This window comes from Aromatoleum aromaticum EbN1 (genome assembly GCF_000025965.1).
Classification (GTDB): domain Bacteria; phylum Pseudomonadota; class Gammaproteobacteria; order Burkholderiales; family Rhodocyclaceae; genus Aromatoleum; species Aromatoleum aromaticum.
This window is the reverse complement of record NC_006513.1, coordinates 3465297-3481588: the sequence shown is the minus strand read 5'-3', so window position 1 is coordinate 3481588 and position 16292 is coordinate 3465297. Positions and strand designations below refer to the sequence as shown.

The 16292-nt window shown below is 64.4% G+C and carries 13 protein-coding genes; 1 reads left to right on the top strand and 12 read right to left on the bottom strand.

Annotated elements, in window-relative coordinates; all coding sequences use genetic code 11:
* Positions 1-25: 25 nt before the first annotated feature.
* From pnp to rimP, 7 genes are all read right to left on the bottom strand, one after another.
* Positions 26-2125, bottom strand: coding sequence for a polyribonucleotide nucleotidyltransferase (pnp, locus tag EBN1_RS16500; protein ID WP_011239110.1), 2100 nt, complete (start codon positions 2123-2125; stop codon positions 26-28).
* Between the two features lie 162 nt (positions 2126-2287).
* Positions 2288-2557 carry a 30S ribosomal protein S15 gene (rpsO, locus tag EBN1_RS16495; RefSeq protein ID WP_011239109.1) on the bottom strand — a complete coding sequence of 90 codons (270 nt, stop codon included), beginning with the start codon at positions 2555-2557 and terminating at the stop codon, positions 2288-2290.
* A 78-nt stretch (positions 2558-2635) separates the two neighbouring features.
* A complete protein-coding gene (truB, locus tag EBN1_RS16490) occupies positions 2636-3562 on the bottom strand; it encodes a tRNA pseudouridine(55) synthase TruB (RefSeq protein ID WP_011239108.1) in 927 nt (308 codons plus the stop codon).
* A gap of 6 nt (positions 3563-3568) precedes the next feature.
* Positions 3569-3952, bottom strand: coding sequence for a 30S ribosome-binding factor RbfA (gene rbfA / locus EBN1_RS16485; RefSeq protein WP_011239107.1), 384 nt, complete (start codon positions 3950-3952; stop codon positions 3569-3571).
* A gap of 3 nt (positions 3953-3955) precedes the next feature.
* On the bottom strand, positions 3956-6793 hold the full coding sequence (infB, locus tag EBN1_RS16480; protein ID WP_011239106.1) for a translation initiation factor IF-2: 2838 nt from the start codon (positions 6791-6793) through the stop codon (positions 3956-3958).
* 13 nt (positions 6794-6806) lie between these two features.
* On the bottom strand, positions 6807-8282 hold the full coding sequence (nusA, locus tag EBN1_RS16475; protein WP_011239105.1) for a transcription termination factor NusA: 1476 nt from the start codon (positions 8280-8282) through the stop codon (positions 6807-6809).
* Positions 8283-8308: 26 nt separating this feature from the next.
* On the bottom strand, positions 8309-8737 hold the full coding sequence (gene rimP, locus EBN1_RS16470; protein WP_011239104.1) for a ribosome maturation factor RimP: 429 nt from the start codon (positions 8735-8737) through the stop codon (positions 8309-8311).
* A 284-nt stretch (positions 8738-9021) separates the two neighbouring features.
* On the opposite strand from rimP, the gene EBN1_RS16465 reads away from it, so the two are divergent.
* On the top strand, positions 9022-11082 hold the full coding sequence (locus EBN1_RS16465) for an NADPH-dependent 2,4-dienoyl-CoA reductase (protein WP_011239103.1): 2061 nt from the start codon (positions 9022-9024) through the stop codon (positions 11080-11082).
* Between the two features lie 21 nt (positions 11083-11103).
* On the opposite strand, the gene EBN1_RS16460 is transcribed toward EBN1_RS16465, so the two are convergent.
* The 5 genes from EBN1_RS16460 to ppsA all read right to left on the bottom strand — a co-directional run bounded on the left by EBN1_RS16460 (position 11104) and on the right by ppsA (position 16262).
* Positions 11104-12285: a DUF3734 domain-containing protein gene (locus tag EBN1_RS16460; protein WP_083782986.1), complete on the bottom strand. Its 1182-nt coding sequence runs from the start codon at positions 12283-12285 to the stop codon at positions 11104-11106.
* Positions 12286-12339: 54 nt separating this feature from the next.
* Entirely contained in the window at positions 12340-13128 is a 789-nt protein-coding gene (locus tag EBN1_RS16455; RefSeq protein WP_011239101.1) for a 3-hydroxybutyrate dehydrogenase, read from the bottom strand.
* Between the two features lie 103 nt (positions 13129-13231).
* Positions 13232-13375, bottom strand: coding sequence for a hypothetical protein (locus EBN1_RS16450; RefSeq protein ID WP_157866634.1), 144 nt, complete (start codon positions 13373-13375; stop codon positions 13232-13234).
* Positions 13376-13431: 56 nt separating this feature from the next.
* Positions 13432-13815, bottom strand: coding sequence for a pyridoxamine 5'-phosphate oxidase family protein (locus tag EBN1_RS16445; RefSeq protein ID WP_041646523.1), 384 nt, complete (start codon positions 13813-13815; stop codon positions 13432-13434).
* Between the two features lie 80 nt (positions 13816-13895).
* The gene (gene ppsA, locus EBN1_RS16440; RefSeq protein ID WP_011239099.1) at positions 13896-16262 is read right to left on the bottom strand and encodes a phosphoenolpyruvate synthase; all 2367 of its coding nucleotides are present in this window, start codon (positions 16260-16262) and stop codon (positions 13896-13898) included.
* Positions 16263-16292: the final 30 nt, after the last annotated feature.

The window sequence follows — 16292 nt, the reverse complement described above, 5'->3', positions numbered from 1 at the left end:
CTTTTTCTTCAGCTCGTTTCGTTGCTTACTCGGCCGGCTGGTCCAGCAGTGCCTTCATGCTCAGGCGAATCTTGCCGCGCTCGTCGGTCTCCAGCACCTTGACGCGCACCGCCTGCCCTTCCTTCACGTAGTCGGCGACGTTATTGACGCGCTCGTTCGCGATCTGCGAGACGTGCAGCAGCCCGTCGCGACCGGGCATGATGTTGACGATCGCGCCGAAATCCAGGAGGCGGACCACCGTTCCGTTGTAGACCTTGCCGACTTCGACTTCGGCCGTGATCGCCTCGATCTTTTCCTTCGCGAGCTGCGCGCCTTCGGCGCTGACCGACGAGATCGTGACGCTGCCGTCGTCCTGCAGTTCGATGACAGTACCGGTTTCTTCCTGCAGGCCGCGGATCACTGCCCCGCCCTTGCCGATGACGTCGCGGATTTTCTCCGGATTGATCTTCATCGTCAGCATGCGCGGAGCGAACTCCGACACTTCGCCGCGATGCGACGCCAGCGCCTGCTTCATCAACGCGAGGATATGGATCCGTCCCTCGCCGGCCTGGGCCAGAGCGACCTGCATGATCTCCTTCGTGATGCCCTGGATCTTGATGTCCATCTGCAGTGCGGTGATGCCGTTCTCGGTGCCCGCGACCTTGAAGTCCATGTCGCCGAGATGATCCTCGTCGCCGAGAATGTCGGTCAGGACGGCGAAGCGATTGCCTTCCTTGATCAGGCCCATCGCGATGCCAGCGACGTGCGCCTTCATCGGCACGCCCGCGTCCATCATTGCCAGCGACGCCCCGCATACCGACGCCATCGAGCTCGAACCGTTCGACTCGGTGATCTCGGACACGACGCGAACCGTATAGCTGAAGTCCTCGTCCGCCGGCAGGGCCGCGATCAGCGCGCGCTTGGCGAGGCGGCCATGTCCGACCTCGCGGCGCTTCGTCACGCCCATGCGACCCGTTTCACCGGTGGAGAACGGCGGAAAGTTGTAATGCAGCAAGAAGCTTTCGCGGTACTCGCCGGCGATCGCGTCGATGATCTGTTCGTCGCGCCCGGTGCCGAGCGTCGCAATGACGAGCGCCTGGGTTTCGCCGCGCGTGAACAATGCCGACCCGTGCGTGCGCGGCAGCACGCCGACGCGGATGTCGATGGGCCGCACGGTACGCGTATCGCGTCCGTCGATGCGCGGCTCGCCTGCGAGGATGCGGCTGCGAACGACACCGGCTTCGAGGTCGTGAAAGATGTCCTTCAGCTCGTTGCCGGTCGGCGGCACTTCGACCCCGTCGGCCACGACGCCGAACGTCTGCTTGCGGATCTCGTTGATACGCTGGGTGCGGGCCTGCTTGCTCGTGATGCGGAAGGCTTCTTCGAGATGGGCACCGGCCAGTTCCTTGATGCGGGCGATCAGCGGCTCGTTTTTCGCCGGCGGCTGCCAGTCCCACTCGGGCTTGCCTGCCACTTCGACCAGCTCGTTGATCGCGCGGATCGCGACCTGCATCTGCTGGTGGCCGAACACGACCGCACCGAGCATGACTTCTTCCGACAGTTCCCTGGCTTCCGACTCGACCATCAGCACGGCCGCTTCGGTACCGGCGACAACCAGGTTGAGCTCGCTCGCCTTGAGCTGCTCGACCGTCGGGTTGAGCAGGTACTGGCCGCCGCTGTACCCGACGCGGCATGCGCCGATCGGGCCGTCGAACGGAACGCCGGAAATCGCCAGCGCCGCCGATGCGCCAATCATCGCGGGGATGTCCGGATCGACCTCCGGGTTGAGCGACAGCACGGTGATGATGACCTGGACTTCGTTATAGAAGCCTTCCGGGAAAAGCGGACGGATCGGACGGTCGATCAGGCGGCTGGTCAGCGTTTCCTTCTCGGTGGGACGGCCTTCGCGCTTGAAGAAGCCGCCGGGGATGCGCCCCGCGGCGTAGAACTTCTCGACGTAGTCGACGGTAAGCGGGAAGAAATCCTGGCCCGCCTTGGCCTCCTTGGCGGCGACGACCGTTGCCAGCACGATCGTGTCATCCATGTTGACGATCACGGCACCGCCGGCCTGGCGAGCGATCTCGCCTGTTTCGAGCGTTACGGTATGGGCACCGTACGCAAAGGTTTTCTTGATAGCGGTAGGCAAAGTGAAGATCCTCTCGATAAATGGTGCAGCAAACTACAACTGCGATGTTTAACAAATCCGACGCTGCAAAAACAAAGCCGGTGCGGCCCTTCGGGGCCCGCACCGGCTTGCCGGCTTAACTTGCCTTTTTCGACGCTGCCGGACTTGCCACGGCCAGCGTGATTACTTGCGCAGGCCCAGACGCTCGATCAGGTTGCGATAGCTGTCGGCGTTCTTGCCCTTCAGGTAGTCAAGCAGTTTGCGACGCTGGCTGACCATCTTCAGCAGGCCGCGGCGCGAGTGGTGATCTTTCGCGTTGGCCTTGAAATGACCGGTCAGCCCGTTGATGCGGGCGGTGAGAAGCGCGACCTGGACTTCCGGGGAACCGGTGTCGCCTTGGGCGCGCTGGAAGTCGTTGACGATCTGCGACTTGGATGCGGTATCGAGAGCCATGTGGGTGTTTACTCTTTTCGTTCTGCCAATCAGAAGCGGACGATTATACCGAACGCTGGCCGGAAAACTCAATCGTTATCAAGATTGTTGCGCTGTGGCAACCGTCGAAACGAGACGTTTCGGTGACAATGTGCCGTTTCCGTCGCATTCCCCCAGTCCGAGGTAACGGCCTTCGCCGTAAATACGCACCAGCCCCGCTGCGCCGCAGGGAGCTGCAAGCACACGTCCCTGCAGAAGCAGGCCAGCCTGGAAGGCATCGAGTTCGATGCGCGGCAGATGACCCACCAGCGCATCGACCGGCGCCAATAGCCCGACGCGCGACTCCGCAGGCAGCGCCTCCAACGCCGTGAGCGTAACGGCCTCGTCCACGTTGAAAGGTCCGATCCTCGTCCGGCGCAATTCGGTCAGATGGCCGCCGCAACCGAGCAAGCGCCCCAGGTCGATGGCCAGCGTGCGGACATACGTTCCCTTGCTGCAATCGACGCGGATCCGCAACGAATCCCCTTCCACGCCGAGCAGTTCGAGCGAATGGATCGTCACGGGGCGCGCGGCGCGCTCGACCTCGATTCCCGCGCGAGCGTATTCGTACAGGGGCTTGCCGTCGCGCTTGAGCGCCGAATACATCGGCGGAACCTGCTCGATTTCACCCGTCAGCGCCGCCAGTGCCTGGCGGATCGAATCGTCCGTTACGTGCACGGGAGCCGTTGCGATCGCCGCTCCTTCCGCGTCTCCGGTGTCCGTTTCGATGCCGAGCCGCACGGTGGCCTCGTAGGCCTTGTCGGCATCGAGCAGCATCTGCGAGAACTTGGTGGCCTCGCCCAGCGTCAGCGGCAGCAATCCGGTCGCCATCGGGTCCAGCGTTCCGGTGTGCCCCGCCTTCGCCGCATTCAGGAGACGGCGCGCCGTCTGCAGTGCGGCGTTCGATGTCAGGCCGCGGGGCTTGTCGAGCAGCAGGACGCCGTCGACGATCCGGCGTTGATGCCGGAATTGTTTCGATGCTTTCAAATCTGCTCAGCTCTCCGGATCGTCCTTGTGGCGGGCGTCATCATCCCGAACCACCTGGTCGATGAGCTGCGACATGCGACTGCCGCGTTCGACCGAACTGTCGTAATGGAAATGCAGCTCGGGCAGGGTGTGGATGCGCACCCGTTTGCCGAGTTCGCGACGCAGGAAGCCGCTCGCGCGATGCAGCCCCGTCAGGATCTCGTCGAGCCCTTCCTCGCCCTTCATCGACGTGAAAAAAACTTTCGCGTGCGCGTAATCGGGCGTGATCTCGACGTCGGTCAAAGTGATGAACCCCACGCGGGGGTCCTTCACTTCGAGCCGGATCAGCTCGGCCAGCTCGCGGCGGACCTGCTCGGCGACGCGCTGGCTTCTGGAAAACTCCTTGGGCATGATTTACAGGGTCCGGGCGATTTCCTGGATCTCGAACACCTCGAGCTGGTCACCTTCCTGGACGTCGTTGAAGTTGCGGATCGAAAGGCCGCACTCGAAACCGAACTTGACCTCCTTGACGTCGTCCTTGAAGCGCTTGAGCGACTCGAGCTCGCCGTTGTGGATGACGACGTGGTTGCGAAGGACCCGCACCTGCGACCCGCGCTTGACCACGCCTTCGAGCACATAACAGCCCGCGACGGTTCCGACCTTCGGCACCTTGAACACCTGCCGCACCTCGACCAAACCGATGACGTTCTCGCGGCGTTCCGGCGCCAGCATTCCGGAGAGCGCGGCCTTCACCTCGTCGACCGCGTCGTAGATGATGTTGTAGTAGCGGATATCGACGCCGAAGGTTTCCGCCAGCTTGCGGGCGCCCGCATCGGCACGGGTATTGAAGCCGATGATGACCGCTCCGGAAGCCTGCGCGAGGTTGACGTCCGATTCCGAGATCGCGCCCACCGCAGAGTGGATCGCGTTGACCCGGACTTCGTCGGTCGACAGCTTGTTCAACGCCTGCACCAGGGCTTCCTGCGAACCCTGCACGTCCGCCTTGATGATCAGCGGCAGCGTCTTGACTTCGCCTTCCGCCATCTGCTCGAACATGCTTTCGAGCTTCGCCGCCTGCTGCTTCGCCAGTTTGACCTCGCGATACTTACCCTGACGGAACAGCGCGATTTCGCGCGCCTTCTTCTCGTCGGCCAGCGCGATCGCCTCGTCGCCCGCGGCCGGTACGTCCGACAGGCCAAGAACTTCGACCGGAATCGACGGACCGGCATGGTCGATCGCCTTGCCGTTCTCATCGAGCATCGCCCGGATGCGCCCGAACGTCGCTCCCACGAGCATCACGTCGCCCTTGCGCAGCGTCCCGGACAGCACGAGCAGCGATGCGACCGGGCCGCGGCCCTTGTCGAGCCGCGCCTCGATGATCAAGCCCTTCGCGGGCGAATCGACCGGCGCCGTCAGTTCGAGCACTTCGGCTTGCAGCAGCACGGCTTCGAGCAGCGAATCGATGCCCACACCGGTTTTCGCCGACACGTTGATGAACATCACGTCGCCGCCGTACTCCTCGGGCAGCACGCCTTCCGCAACAAGTTCCTGCTTGACGCGATCCGGATTGGCGTCGGGCTTGTCGATCTTGTTGACCGCGACGACGAGCGGCACGTTGGCCGCCTTCGCATGGTGAATCGCTTCGCGTGTCTGCGGCATCACGCCGTCGTCGGCAGCGACCACCAGGATGACGATGTCGGTCGCCTTGGCGCCCCGGGCACGCATCGCGGTGAACGCCTCGTGGCCCGGCGTATCGAGGAAAGTGAGCATGCCGCGCGGCGTTTCGACGTGGTACGCGCCGATATGCTGCGTGATGCCGCCCGCTTCACCGGAAGCGACTTTCGCTCGCCGGATGTAGTCGAGCAGCGACGTCTTGCCGTGGTCGACGTGGCCCATGACCGTGACGACCGGCGCCCGCGGCTCGACCGCCGCGTCGTGATGCGCTTCGGCGCTCTCGAGGTAGGTATCCGGATCGTCGAGCTTCGCGGCGAACGCCTTGTGCCCCATTTCCTCGACCAGGATCATTGCCGTTTCCTGGTCCAGCACCTGGTTGATCGTCACCATCGACCCCATCTTCATGAGAATCTTGATGACCTCGGCCGCCTTGACCGACATCTTGTGTGCGAGGTCGGCAACGGAAATGGTTTCCGGCACGTGAATTTCGCGCACGACAGGTTCGGTCGGAGCCTGGAAGCTCTTGTGCTCGTCCTGTGCGCCGCGCCTGCCGCCTCCGCGCGCTCCGCGCCACGATCCGGTAGTCGCGCCGACTTCTCCGCGCGTCTTCAGGCCACGGCGCTTCGCGCTTTCGCCAGCCGTATCGCCGCGCGCCGTTCGCTTCGCGTCCTTGCCGGCGGGTTTTTCCTCGGTCTTGGCGGGGCGGTGCAGCGTGCCGGCGGGCGCCTTGGCGGCCTCCTTGGGCTGCGGCTTGGCTGCTTCGGCACGCCGCTCAGCCTCGGCACGCACCCGTGCCTCTTCTTCGGCACGACGTGCTTCAGCGGCCGCACGTGCAGCCGCTTCGCGATCCTGCTTGGCCTTCAGGTCCGCAGCCTGGCGGGCGCGCAGTTCTTGGTGCCGGCGCGCTTCACGTTCACGGGCAGCGCGCTCTTCGTCACTCAGGATCGACACTCGCAGCGGCGGCCTGGACGGCGCGCGGACGGGAGCCTCGGGCTTCGCCGGTGCGCCAGATTCCACCGTTGCAGGCTCGGGTTCCGGTCGCGGTTCGGGCTCGGGTTGCGGTTCGGGCTCTGGTTCGGGCTCCGGCTCGGGTTCCGGCTCGACGATGGGCTCGGGTTCCGGTTCGGGTTCGCGCACCGGTTCCGGTTCTGGAATGGCTTCCGCAACGGGCTCGACAATGTTTTCGGGCTCGGGGGTCGGCTCGATTTCACCCATCGGCAAGCCTGCGGTTTCCTCTTCGATCTGCGCGCTCTCGAGCGAGCCAGTCTCGGCGCTCACCTCATCGCGCTTCATGAAGACGCGCTTCTTGCGCACTTCGACCTGGACGGTGCGGGCACGGCCTGACGAATCGGTGGCACGAATTTCCGACGTTTGCTTGCGGGTCAGGGTGATCTTGCCTTTCGGCTGGCTCTGCCCGTGAGACCGGCGCAGGTATTCGAGCAGTCTGGCCTTGTCCTGTTCAGTCAGCAGTTGATCGGCACCGGTCTTCTCGACTCCGGCCTTCTGCAACTGCTCGAGCAGCACCGAGGCCGGCATCTTAAGTTCGCCGGCGAACTGGGTTACGCTCATCTGTTCCATCAATGCCCTCCCGTCATTCTTCGAACCAGTGCGCCCGCGCGACCGAAATCAACGCACTTGCCCGTTCTTGTTCGATCCCGGCGATCTCGACCAGCTCATCCACAGCCAGGTCGGCCAGATCATCCCGGGTCAGGACACCGTGCCGGGCCAGCGTGGCGGCAAGCGACTTGTCCATTCCTTCCAGGTTGATCAGGTCGTCGGAAACGTTCTCCAGATGCTCTTCCGTGACGATCGCCTCGGTAAGAAGCACATTTCGAGCCCGATTACGCAGCTCGTTGACCGTACCCTCGTCGAAAGCCTCGATCTCGAGCATCTCCGCGAGCGGCACATATGCGATTTCCTCGAGCGACGAGAAACCTTCGTCGATCAGGATATCCGCGAGTTCATCATCCACATCGAGCTTTTCCATGAACAGCTCGCGCAGCCCCTCGCGTTCCTGGCCGGTCTTCTGCGCGGACTCTTCCTCACTCATCAGATTGATCGTCCAGCCCGTGAGTTCGGAAGCGAGCTTGACGTTCTGCCCGTTGCGCCCGATCGCGATCGCCAGGTTGTTCTCGTCGACCACGACATCCATGGCGTGGCTTTCCTCGTCAACGACGATGGACACCACTTCGGCCGGCTGCAAGGCTGCGATGACGAACTGCGCCGGATCGGCTGACCAGACGATGATGTCGATCTGCTCGCCGGCAATTTCGTTGCGCACCGCGGTGACGCGCGAACCGCGCAGGCCGACGCACGTGCCGATCGGATCGATGCGCGGATCGTTCGACTGCACGGCGATCTTCGCCCGCAGGCCAGGGTCGCGTGCGCAGGCCTTGATCTCGAGCAGCCCGTCCTCGATTTCCGGGACTTCGAGCTCGAAGAGCTTGCCGACGAATTCCGGCGCGGTGCGTGACAGGATCAACTGCGGGCCCCGGGCGCCCCGATCGATACGCAGCAGGAATGCCTTGACCCGGTCGCCGACGCGCAAGTTTTCCCGCGGAATCATCTGGTCGCGCGGGATCACGGCTTCGAGCCGGCCGATCTCGATGATCGCGTTGCCGCGCTCCATGCGCTTGATCGAGCCCGAAACCAGGTGTTCCTTGCGTTCGAGGAAGTCGTTCAGGATCTGCTCGCGCTCGGCGTCGCGGATGCGCTGCAGGATGACCTGCTTGGCCGCCTGGGCGCCGATGCGACCGAAATCGATTGGCTCGAGCGGCTCCTCGATGTATTCCCCGAGCTCGATACCCGGGACCATCTCGCGGGCGTCGATGATGCCCATCTCGGCTTCGTCGTTGACGACCTCCTCGTCGGGCATCACGACCCAGCGGCGGAAAGACTCGTAGTCCCCGGTGTCGCGATCGATCGTTACACGCACGTCGGCTTCATCGTTGATGCGTTTCTTGGTTGCGGAGGCGAGCGCACTCTCCAGTGCGCCGAAGACGATGTCCTTGGCCACATTCTTTTCGCGCGCCAGCGCATCCACAAGCAGCAATATCTCGCGGCTCATTAATCAAAACCTCCACATCCGAAAGCTCAAAACTTGGGTACCAGGCGTGCTTTCTCGATTTCATCGAAGGGAAAGGCGACGTCGCCTTTGTCGGTGTGCAAACGCACCACGCCTTCGCTCAGTCCCTCGAGCACCCCGATGAAATTTCGCTGATTGCCGATCGGCATGCGCAGCCGGACCTGCACTTCGTCGCCCGCGAAGCGTTCGAAGTCGGCGGTTTTTTTCAGCGGCCGATCAAGGCCTGGCGAGGACACTTCGAGCCGGTCGTAGTCGACGTTCTCGACTTCGAACACGCGGGTGAGCTGATTGCTGACCGTGGCGCAATCGTCCACCGTCACGCCCCGCTCGATATCGATGAAGACGCGCATCAGCCGCCCTTTCGGGGAAGTCTCGAAATCGACCAGCTCGAAGCCGAGCCCGCTGACCACCTGTTCAACCAGACCTTCGACGTCCATTTCCACGCCCACAAATAAAAAATGGGCTAACGCCCATCCCTGTTGATTCCAACCGAAAACTGGAGGACCGAAAATTAGACCCGCCAAAGCCTTGAAATTATAACTGCTATATCGAAGGCAGGCAATTCACACACCCCTGTTCCAATCTGGCCGGCCAGCGCTCCCCATCAAGCGCGGCGGCTGTCCCGCTGGTCCTCCTGCCGGTCCCGCTCTATCATCGGCGCGATGGCTTCAATACGCCCCCGTACGTTCGCCCCATGCAAAATATCCCTCAGGAGACCGTAATGACGCACCCCCTTTCGGCACTGCGACCGACCCCGCCGCTCCCGGGCGGCAACTATCCGCACCTGCTCGAGCCTCTCGATCTGGGCTTCTGCACGCTGAAGAACCGCGTGCTGATGGGGTCGATGCATACCGGTCTGGAAGAATCCGGCAACGGGTTCGAGAAGCTCGCCGCCTTCTACGCACGGCGCGCGCGCGGGGGAGTCGGGCTGATCGTCACCGGAGGCATCGCCCCCAACGCGGACGGCGTGATCTTTCCGGGCGCATCGATGCTGACGAGCGAGGACGAGGTCCCGCACCATCGCGCGATCGCCGCGGCGGTGCATGCCGAAGGCGGGAAGATCTGCATGCAGATCCTGCACACGGGCCGCTACGCCTATCATCGCGGCTCGGTCGCGCCGTCGGCGCTGAAGGCACCGATCTCTCCGGCGAACCCGCGCGAAATGAACGAAGCCGACATCGAGCGCACGATCGAAGACTACGCGCGCTGCGCGGCTCTGGCCAAAAGTGCCGGCTACGACGGCGTCGAGGTGATGGGGTCGGAAGGCTACCTGATCAACGAGTTCACCGTGCCACACACCAACCACCGCACTGACGGCTGGGGCGGCAGCGTCGGGAACCGGCACCGGTTTCCCGTCGAGATCGTGCGGCGCGTGCGTGAGCGCGTCGGCGCCGAATTCATCATCATCTATCGGCTGTCGATGCTCGATCTCGTCGAGGGCGGCGCGCCGTGGGAAGAAATCGTCGCGCTGGCGAAAGCTGTCGAAGCGGCGGGCGCGACGCTGATCAACACCGGAGTCGGTTGGCATGAAGCGCGTATCCCGACGATCGCGACAATGGTCCCGCGCGGCGCGTTCAGCTGGGTGACGCGGCGCATGAAAGGCGAAGTCGGCATCCCGCTGATCACGTCAAACCGCATCAACACGCCCGAAGTCGCCGAAAACGTGCTCACGCGCGGCGACGCCGACATGGTGTCGATGGCACGGCCGTTCCTCGCCGACCCGGATTTCGTCGTCAAGGCCGCAACCGGCCGCGCGGCGGAGATCAACACCTGCATCGCCTGCAACCAGGCCTGCCTCGACCACATCTTCGAAGCGAAGCCGTGCACCTGTCTCGTGAACCCGATCGCGTGCCGCGAGCTCGAGTTCGTCATCACCCCGGCGACAGCGAAAAAGCGCGTCGCGGTGGTGGGCGCCGGCCCGGCTGGCATGGCCGCCGCCGCGACGGCTGCCGAACGGGGCCACAGCGTCACGCTGTTCGACAGCGCCGCCGAAATCGGCGGGCAGTTCAACCTCGCGAAGCACATTCCCGGCAAGGAGGAATTCGCCGAGACGCTGCGTTACTTCCGCCATCGGCTCGACAAGGCCGGCGTCGAGGTGAAGCTCGAGCGGCGCGTCGGCGCGAACGATCTCGTCGGCCGTTTCGATACCGTGCTGCTCGCGACCGGCATCTCGCCGCGCACGCCGGACATCCCCGGCATCGATCACCCGAAGGTCACGAGCTATGTCGACGTGATCACCCGCCGAAAGGCGGTTGGCCGGACGGTCGCGGTCATCGGCGCGGGCGGCATCGGCTTCGACGTCAGCGAATTCCTGACTCATGCGGACCTCGCCGACGACCCGATCGAGCACTACCGGCGCGAGTGGGGCATCGACGCGACCTACGCACGGCGCGGCGGACTCGGGACGGCGTCGGAAGAAAAACCGCCGCGGCAACTGTGGTTGCTGCAGCGCAAGCCGACGAAAGTTGGCGAAGGGCTGGCGAAAACCACGGGCTGGATCCGCCGCACGCTGCTCGCGCGCCGGGGCGTGAAGATGCTCGCCGGCGTCCGCTACGAGAAGATCGACGACGCCGGCCTGCACCTGCGCATAGGCGACGAGAGGCAGGTCCTGCCGGTCGACACAGTCGTCGTTTGCGCCGGCCAGGAGCCGCTGCGCGACCTCGAGGCACCGCTGCAGGCGGCCGGGATGCCGGTGATCCGGATCGGCGGCGCGGACGTTGCCGCCGAACTCGATGCGAAGCGCGCCATCGACCAAGGCACGCGCGTCGCGGCCGCGCTCTGAAAGTCTCCCCGCCCGGATGGCTCACAAACCGGGCGGGGCGTGCAGGGCGTGCGTGACGAAGGACTGATCCCGGGGCGGACGCTCCAGCCAGTCGGAGTGTTGCAGCGTGCTACGCATGTCCTCGAGACCGCTCGCCCAGTGGTCGCGCATCGTCAGGGGGCCGAACTCGTAGTCTTTCGCGAGTCCGTCCCATTCCTTTTCCTGATAGATGAGGTGGATCACGCTGACTTGGCGCCCACAGGCCCACGGACCCGCCTTGCGGCACCACTCGTCGCCGAGGCGCGTATCGTCCGGGATGTACTCGAGGAGTTCCCGGATCAGGCGGCGGAGTTCCTGCTCGCGCGCCATCAGATCGGTGATCGCGCGAGTGCGGCTCGAATACTGGATGTCCTTCTGGCGCTCCTGCGCGTCCCAGATGTTCGTCGGAACGGTTCCCAGCGCGCTCCACAGGTCCACCTGGAACGCCAGTGTGTCGCGCCGAGGCTGGGCCTCGAGGACGTGGCTCAGAGGGGTATTCGATATGAGGCCGCCGTCCCAGTAGAACTCGCCGTCTATCTCAACGGGCGGGAAACCGGGCGGGAGGGAGCCGGAAGCGATGAAATGTTCCAGCCGCAGGCGTCCCTTCCACGGGCCCGTCGTGTTGTCGAAATATTCGAAATTACCGGTGCGCACATTGACCGCTCCCACCGATACCCGCGGCTGCCCCGCATTGATGCGATCGAGGTCCACGAGCCGTGAAAGCGTCTCGTGCAGTTGGGACGTGTCGTAATAGCTCACGTCTGCTTCCGGTAGTGTCAGCGCCATCCACGGCGGCGGCAGACGAGGGGTGAAGAATCCCTTCTGGCCTTCGACCACCGCACGCCATGCGGCCACCGCGTTGAAGAGGCGGCGTGCATCCGCACCGGACTGCTCGACCCAGTGCTGAACCAGGTCGGCGGCGGGCTGGACGAAAACCGGCTGGCACACCGTCTCCCAGAACGCTCTCAGGCGATCGACCCGCTCCCCGGGAGGAGTGCCGGCGATGAGGGCGACGTTCAACGCGCCGATCGAAATGCCTGCGAGCCAGTCCGGCTCGATGCCCGCTTCGTCCAGCCCCTCGAAGACGCCCGCCTGATACGACCCCAGCGCGCCGCCGCCCTGGAGCACCAGGGCGACAGTCTCGAACGGCAATTTTTTGCGCTGCGAGCGGGATAGCATCGGCATCGAAGGAGGGGCGGGCACATCGCGCCTGGAGGCGCGAAGGAATCCGCTGCCTGCTCAGTGCATGTACCAGCCGTGACTCACCATGAACGACTGACCGGTGAAAGCGGCACCGGGGAACGCGGCGAGGAACAGCACGGTGCGGGCGATCTCGTCGACCGTCGCGAACTCCCCATCGACGGTATCGCCGAGCATTACCTTGCTGACCACCTCCTCTTCGCTGATCCCAAGCTCCTTCGCTTGCTCGGGGATCTGTTTGTCCACCAGCGGAGTGCGCACGAAACCCGGGCAGACGACGTGCGAGCGCACGCCGTGCGCCGCCCCCTCCTTCGCCAGCACCCGTGCCAGCCCGAGCAGGCCATGCTTGGCCGTCACGTAGCCGGACTTCAACGGCGATGCCAGATGGGAATGGACCGAGCCGATGTAGATCACGACGCCGCCGCGGTCGTCGGCATACATGTGGCGCAGTGCCGCGCGCGTCGTGAGAAACGCGCCGTCGAGGTGGACGGCCAGCAGCTTCTTCCAGTCGGCGAACGAGAAGGCGACGATCGGGTTGACGATCTGGATGCCGGCATTCGAGACCAGCACATCGACGCTGCCGTATTTCGCCGCCACTTCGTCGATGACGCGATCGACTGCCGCTTCGTCGGTCACGTCCATCGCGAGCCCGCTCGCCTGCCCGCCCAGAGCGACGATCCCGCGCGCCACTTCATCGGCGCTCTTCAGATCGAGGTCCGTGACCGCGACTGTTGCTCCTGCGCGCGCGAGATGCTCGGCGATCGCCTTGCCGATGCCGCTGCCGGCGCCGGTGACGACAGCGACCTTCCCATCCAGCCGTTCGCTCATCGGAAAAACTCCTTTCCTGAATGGCAGTCGTTAGAGATAGAAATCTGGGTCACGCGGACGGGGAAAGCAAGAAAGGGTCGTAAGCGCGTATCTCCTCCCGCCCTCACTTGCCCGGATCACCCAGGCTCAACCTTCCTTTTTCACTGAAGCGCGTCACGCCGAACGCGCCTCCGCCCAGCTTGCCGCGCAGAACGTAGGGCACGCCGTCGAGCGTACTGCCCTCGACGACCGCGAGCGCCTGCCGCATCGCGGTGAAGGCCGCTCCTCGTCGGGCAGCCTCGGATAATCGGGGATGCCTGACGATCAGAGCTGGGTCTGGACGCTCTCGACGGTGATCACGAGTGCGCCGCGCGCCCACGGAAAAGCCGACTTCGCACGCTCGGCGAGTTCGCCCTCTTCCACGATGGCAGCCGTTCCCCGCAGGACGCAGCCCTGTCCCGGACCGTGATTCCCTTGGACGGAGCGGGATGCGACGAGCACCTGGACGCGATTGTTGCGTTGCAGGTTCTCCTCGGTCTTGCGGTAATAGCCGGCCGGCATGACCAGCCGGTCCTCGTCGAACCCCAGCCGGCGCAGATACTCGCCCCAGTTGCCCACGACGTGGGGCCCGTCCGGCCCTTCCGTGACGATGGTCACGAATTCGGTCTTGTCCAGGAGCTCCCGGGTCACGGCATCGATTGCGCTCATTGTTGTTCCTTTTCAGCGGATGGCAGGGATCGAGCAGCTCCCGCATGGGGAGTCGCTCATTGGGCAGCGGGCTCGCGGAATCAGTTCTTGACGTGCGCGGCGAGCTTCAGCCAGGTGTCGATCACCGTGTCCGGGTTCAGCGAAATCGTCTGGATGCCTTCGTCCATCAGCCATTCGGCGAAATCCGCGTGATCCGACGGGCCCTGGCCGCAGATGCCGACGTATTTGCCGAGGCGGTTCGCCGACTGGATCGCCATCGACAGCAGCTGCTTGACGGCGGGGTCGCGCTCGTCGAACGCATGCGCGACGAGGCCGGAGTCACGGTCGAGGCCGAGCGTGAGCTGCGTCAGGTCGTTCGAGCCGATCGAGAAGCCGTCGAAATGCTCGAGGAACGCGTCGGCGAGCAACGCGTTCGACGGGATCTCGCACATCATGATCAGCTTGAGATCATTGACGCCACGCTTCAGGCCGTGTTCGGCGAGCAACTCGACGACGCCGGCGGCCTCCTCGACGTTGCGCACGAACGGAATCATGATCTGCACGTTCGTCAGGCCAAGCTCGTTCCGCACCTTCTTCATCGCCGTGCATTCGAGTTCGAAACAGTCGCGGAAGCTGTGCGCAATGTAGCGCGACGCGCCGCGAAAGCCCAGCATCGGGTTCTCTTCCTCCGGCTCGTAGATCTCGCCGCCGAGGAGCTTGCGGTACTCGTTCGACTTGAAGTCCGACATGCGCACGATCACCGGCTTCGGATAGAACGCCGCGGCGATCGTCGCGACCCCTTCGACGAGCTTCTCGATGAAGAATTGCTTCGGCGTCGCGTAGCCGCGCGAGCGGCGCAGGATTTCGTCCCTCAGGCTCGCCGGGACCTGGCCGAGTTCGAGGATCGCCTTCGGGTGGATGCCGATCATGTTGTTGATGACGAACTCGAGGCGCGCAAGGCCGACACCGCCGTTCGGGATCTGCGCGAACTCGAACGCGAGCTCCGGGTTGCCGACGTTCATCATGATCTTGACCGGAATTTCCGGCAGGTTGCCCATGTCGGTCGTGACGACCTCGAAGTCGAGCCGGCCGCGATAGACGTAGCCGGTGTCGCCTTCGGCGCACGACACGGTCACCGAGTCGCCCTCGTCGAGCACTTCGGTCGCGTTGCCGCAGCCGACGATCGCCGGGATGCCGAGCTCGCGCGCGATGATCGCCGCGTGGCAGGTGCGCCCGCCGCGGTTCGTGACGATCGCGCTGGCGCGCTTCATCACCGGCTCCCAGTTCGGGTCGGTCATGTCGGTGACGAGGATGTCGCCGGCCTGAACGCGGCTCATCTCGGACGCGTCGGCAACGATCCGCACCGTGCCGACGCCGATCTTCTGGCCGATCGCGCGGCCGTGCGTCAGCGACTTGCCGTACTGCTTGAGGCGGTACTTTTCCATCACGTGGCCGGACGACTGGCTCTTCACCGTCTCGGGACGCGCCTGCAGGATGTACAGCTTGCCGTCCCCGCCGTCCTTGCCCCACTCGATGTCCATCGGCCGGCCGTAATGCTTCTCGATGATCACGGCGTAACGCGCGAGTTCGAGCACGTCCTCGTTCGTCAGCGAGAATTTGACGCGATCGGCTTCGGCGACATCGACGGTGCGAACCGACTTGCCCGCCTCCTTCTTGTCGGCGAAAACCATCTTGATCAGCTTCGAACCCAGGTTGCGGCGGATCACCGCCGGCTTGCCGAGCGCGAGCGTCGACTTGTGCACGTAGAACTCGTCCGGGTTCACCGCCCCCTGCACCACCGTCTCGCCGAGCCCGTAGGACGCGGTGATGAAGACGACGTCGTTGAAACCGGATTCGGTGTCGATCGTGAACATCACGCCCGACGCGCCGGTATCCGAGCGCACCATGCGCTGCACGCCCGCCGACAGCGCGACCTCGGCATGCGTGAAGCCCTTGTGCACGCGGTACGAGATCGCGCGGTCGTTGTACAGCGACGCGAACACTTCCTTCATCGCGTGCAGGATGTGCTCGTAGCCGTGGATGTTCAGGAAAGTTTCCTGCTGGCCGGCGAACGACGCGTCGGGCAGATCCTCGGCGGTCGCCGACGAGCGCACCGCGAAGCTCCCCTCGCCTTCGGCGGTCAACGCGTTGTACGCTGTGCGAATCTCCTCTTCGAGGTTGGCCGGGAAAGGCGTATCGACGATCCACTGGCGGATCTGCGCGCCGGTCTTCGCCAGCGTGTTCACGTCATCCACGTCGAGCGTTTCGAGCGCGGCACTGATGCGCCCGGCAAGCCCCTGATGGGCCAGGAATTCACGGAACGCGTCGGCGGTGGTCGCGAAACCGCCGGGAACACGAACGCTGGCAGGCAGCTGGCTGATCATCTCGCCGAGCGAGGCGTTCTTGCCACCGACCTGCTCCACGTCTGACATGCGCAGTTCAGTGAAGGGAATGACGTAACGAGTCATGAATGGCCTTTCGGTTTTGTGGGGGAGAAA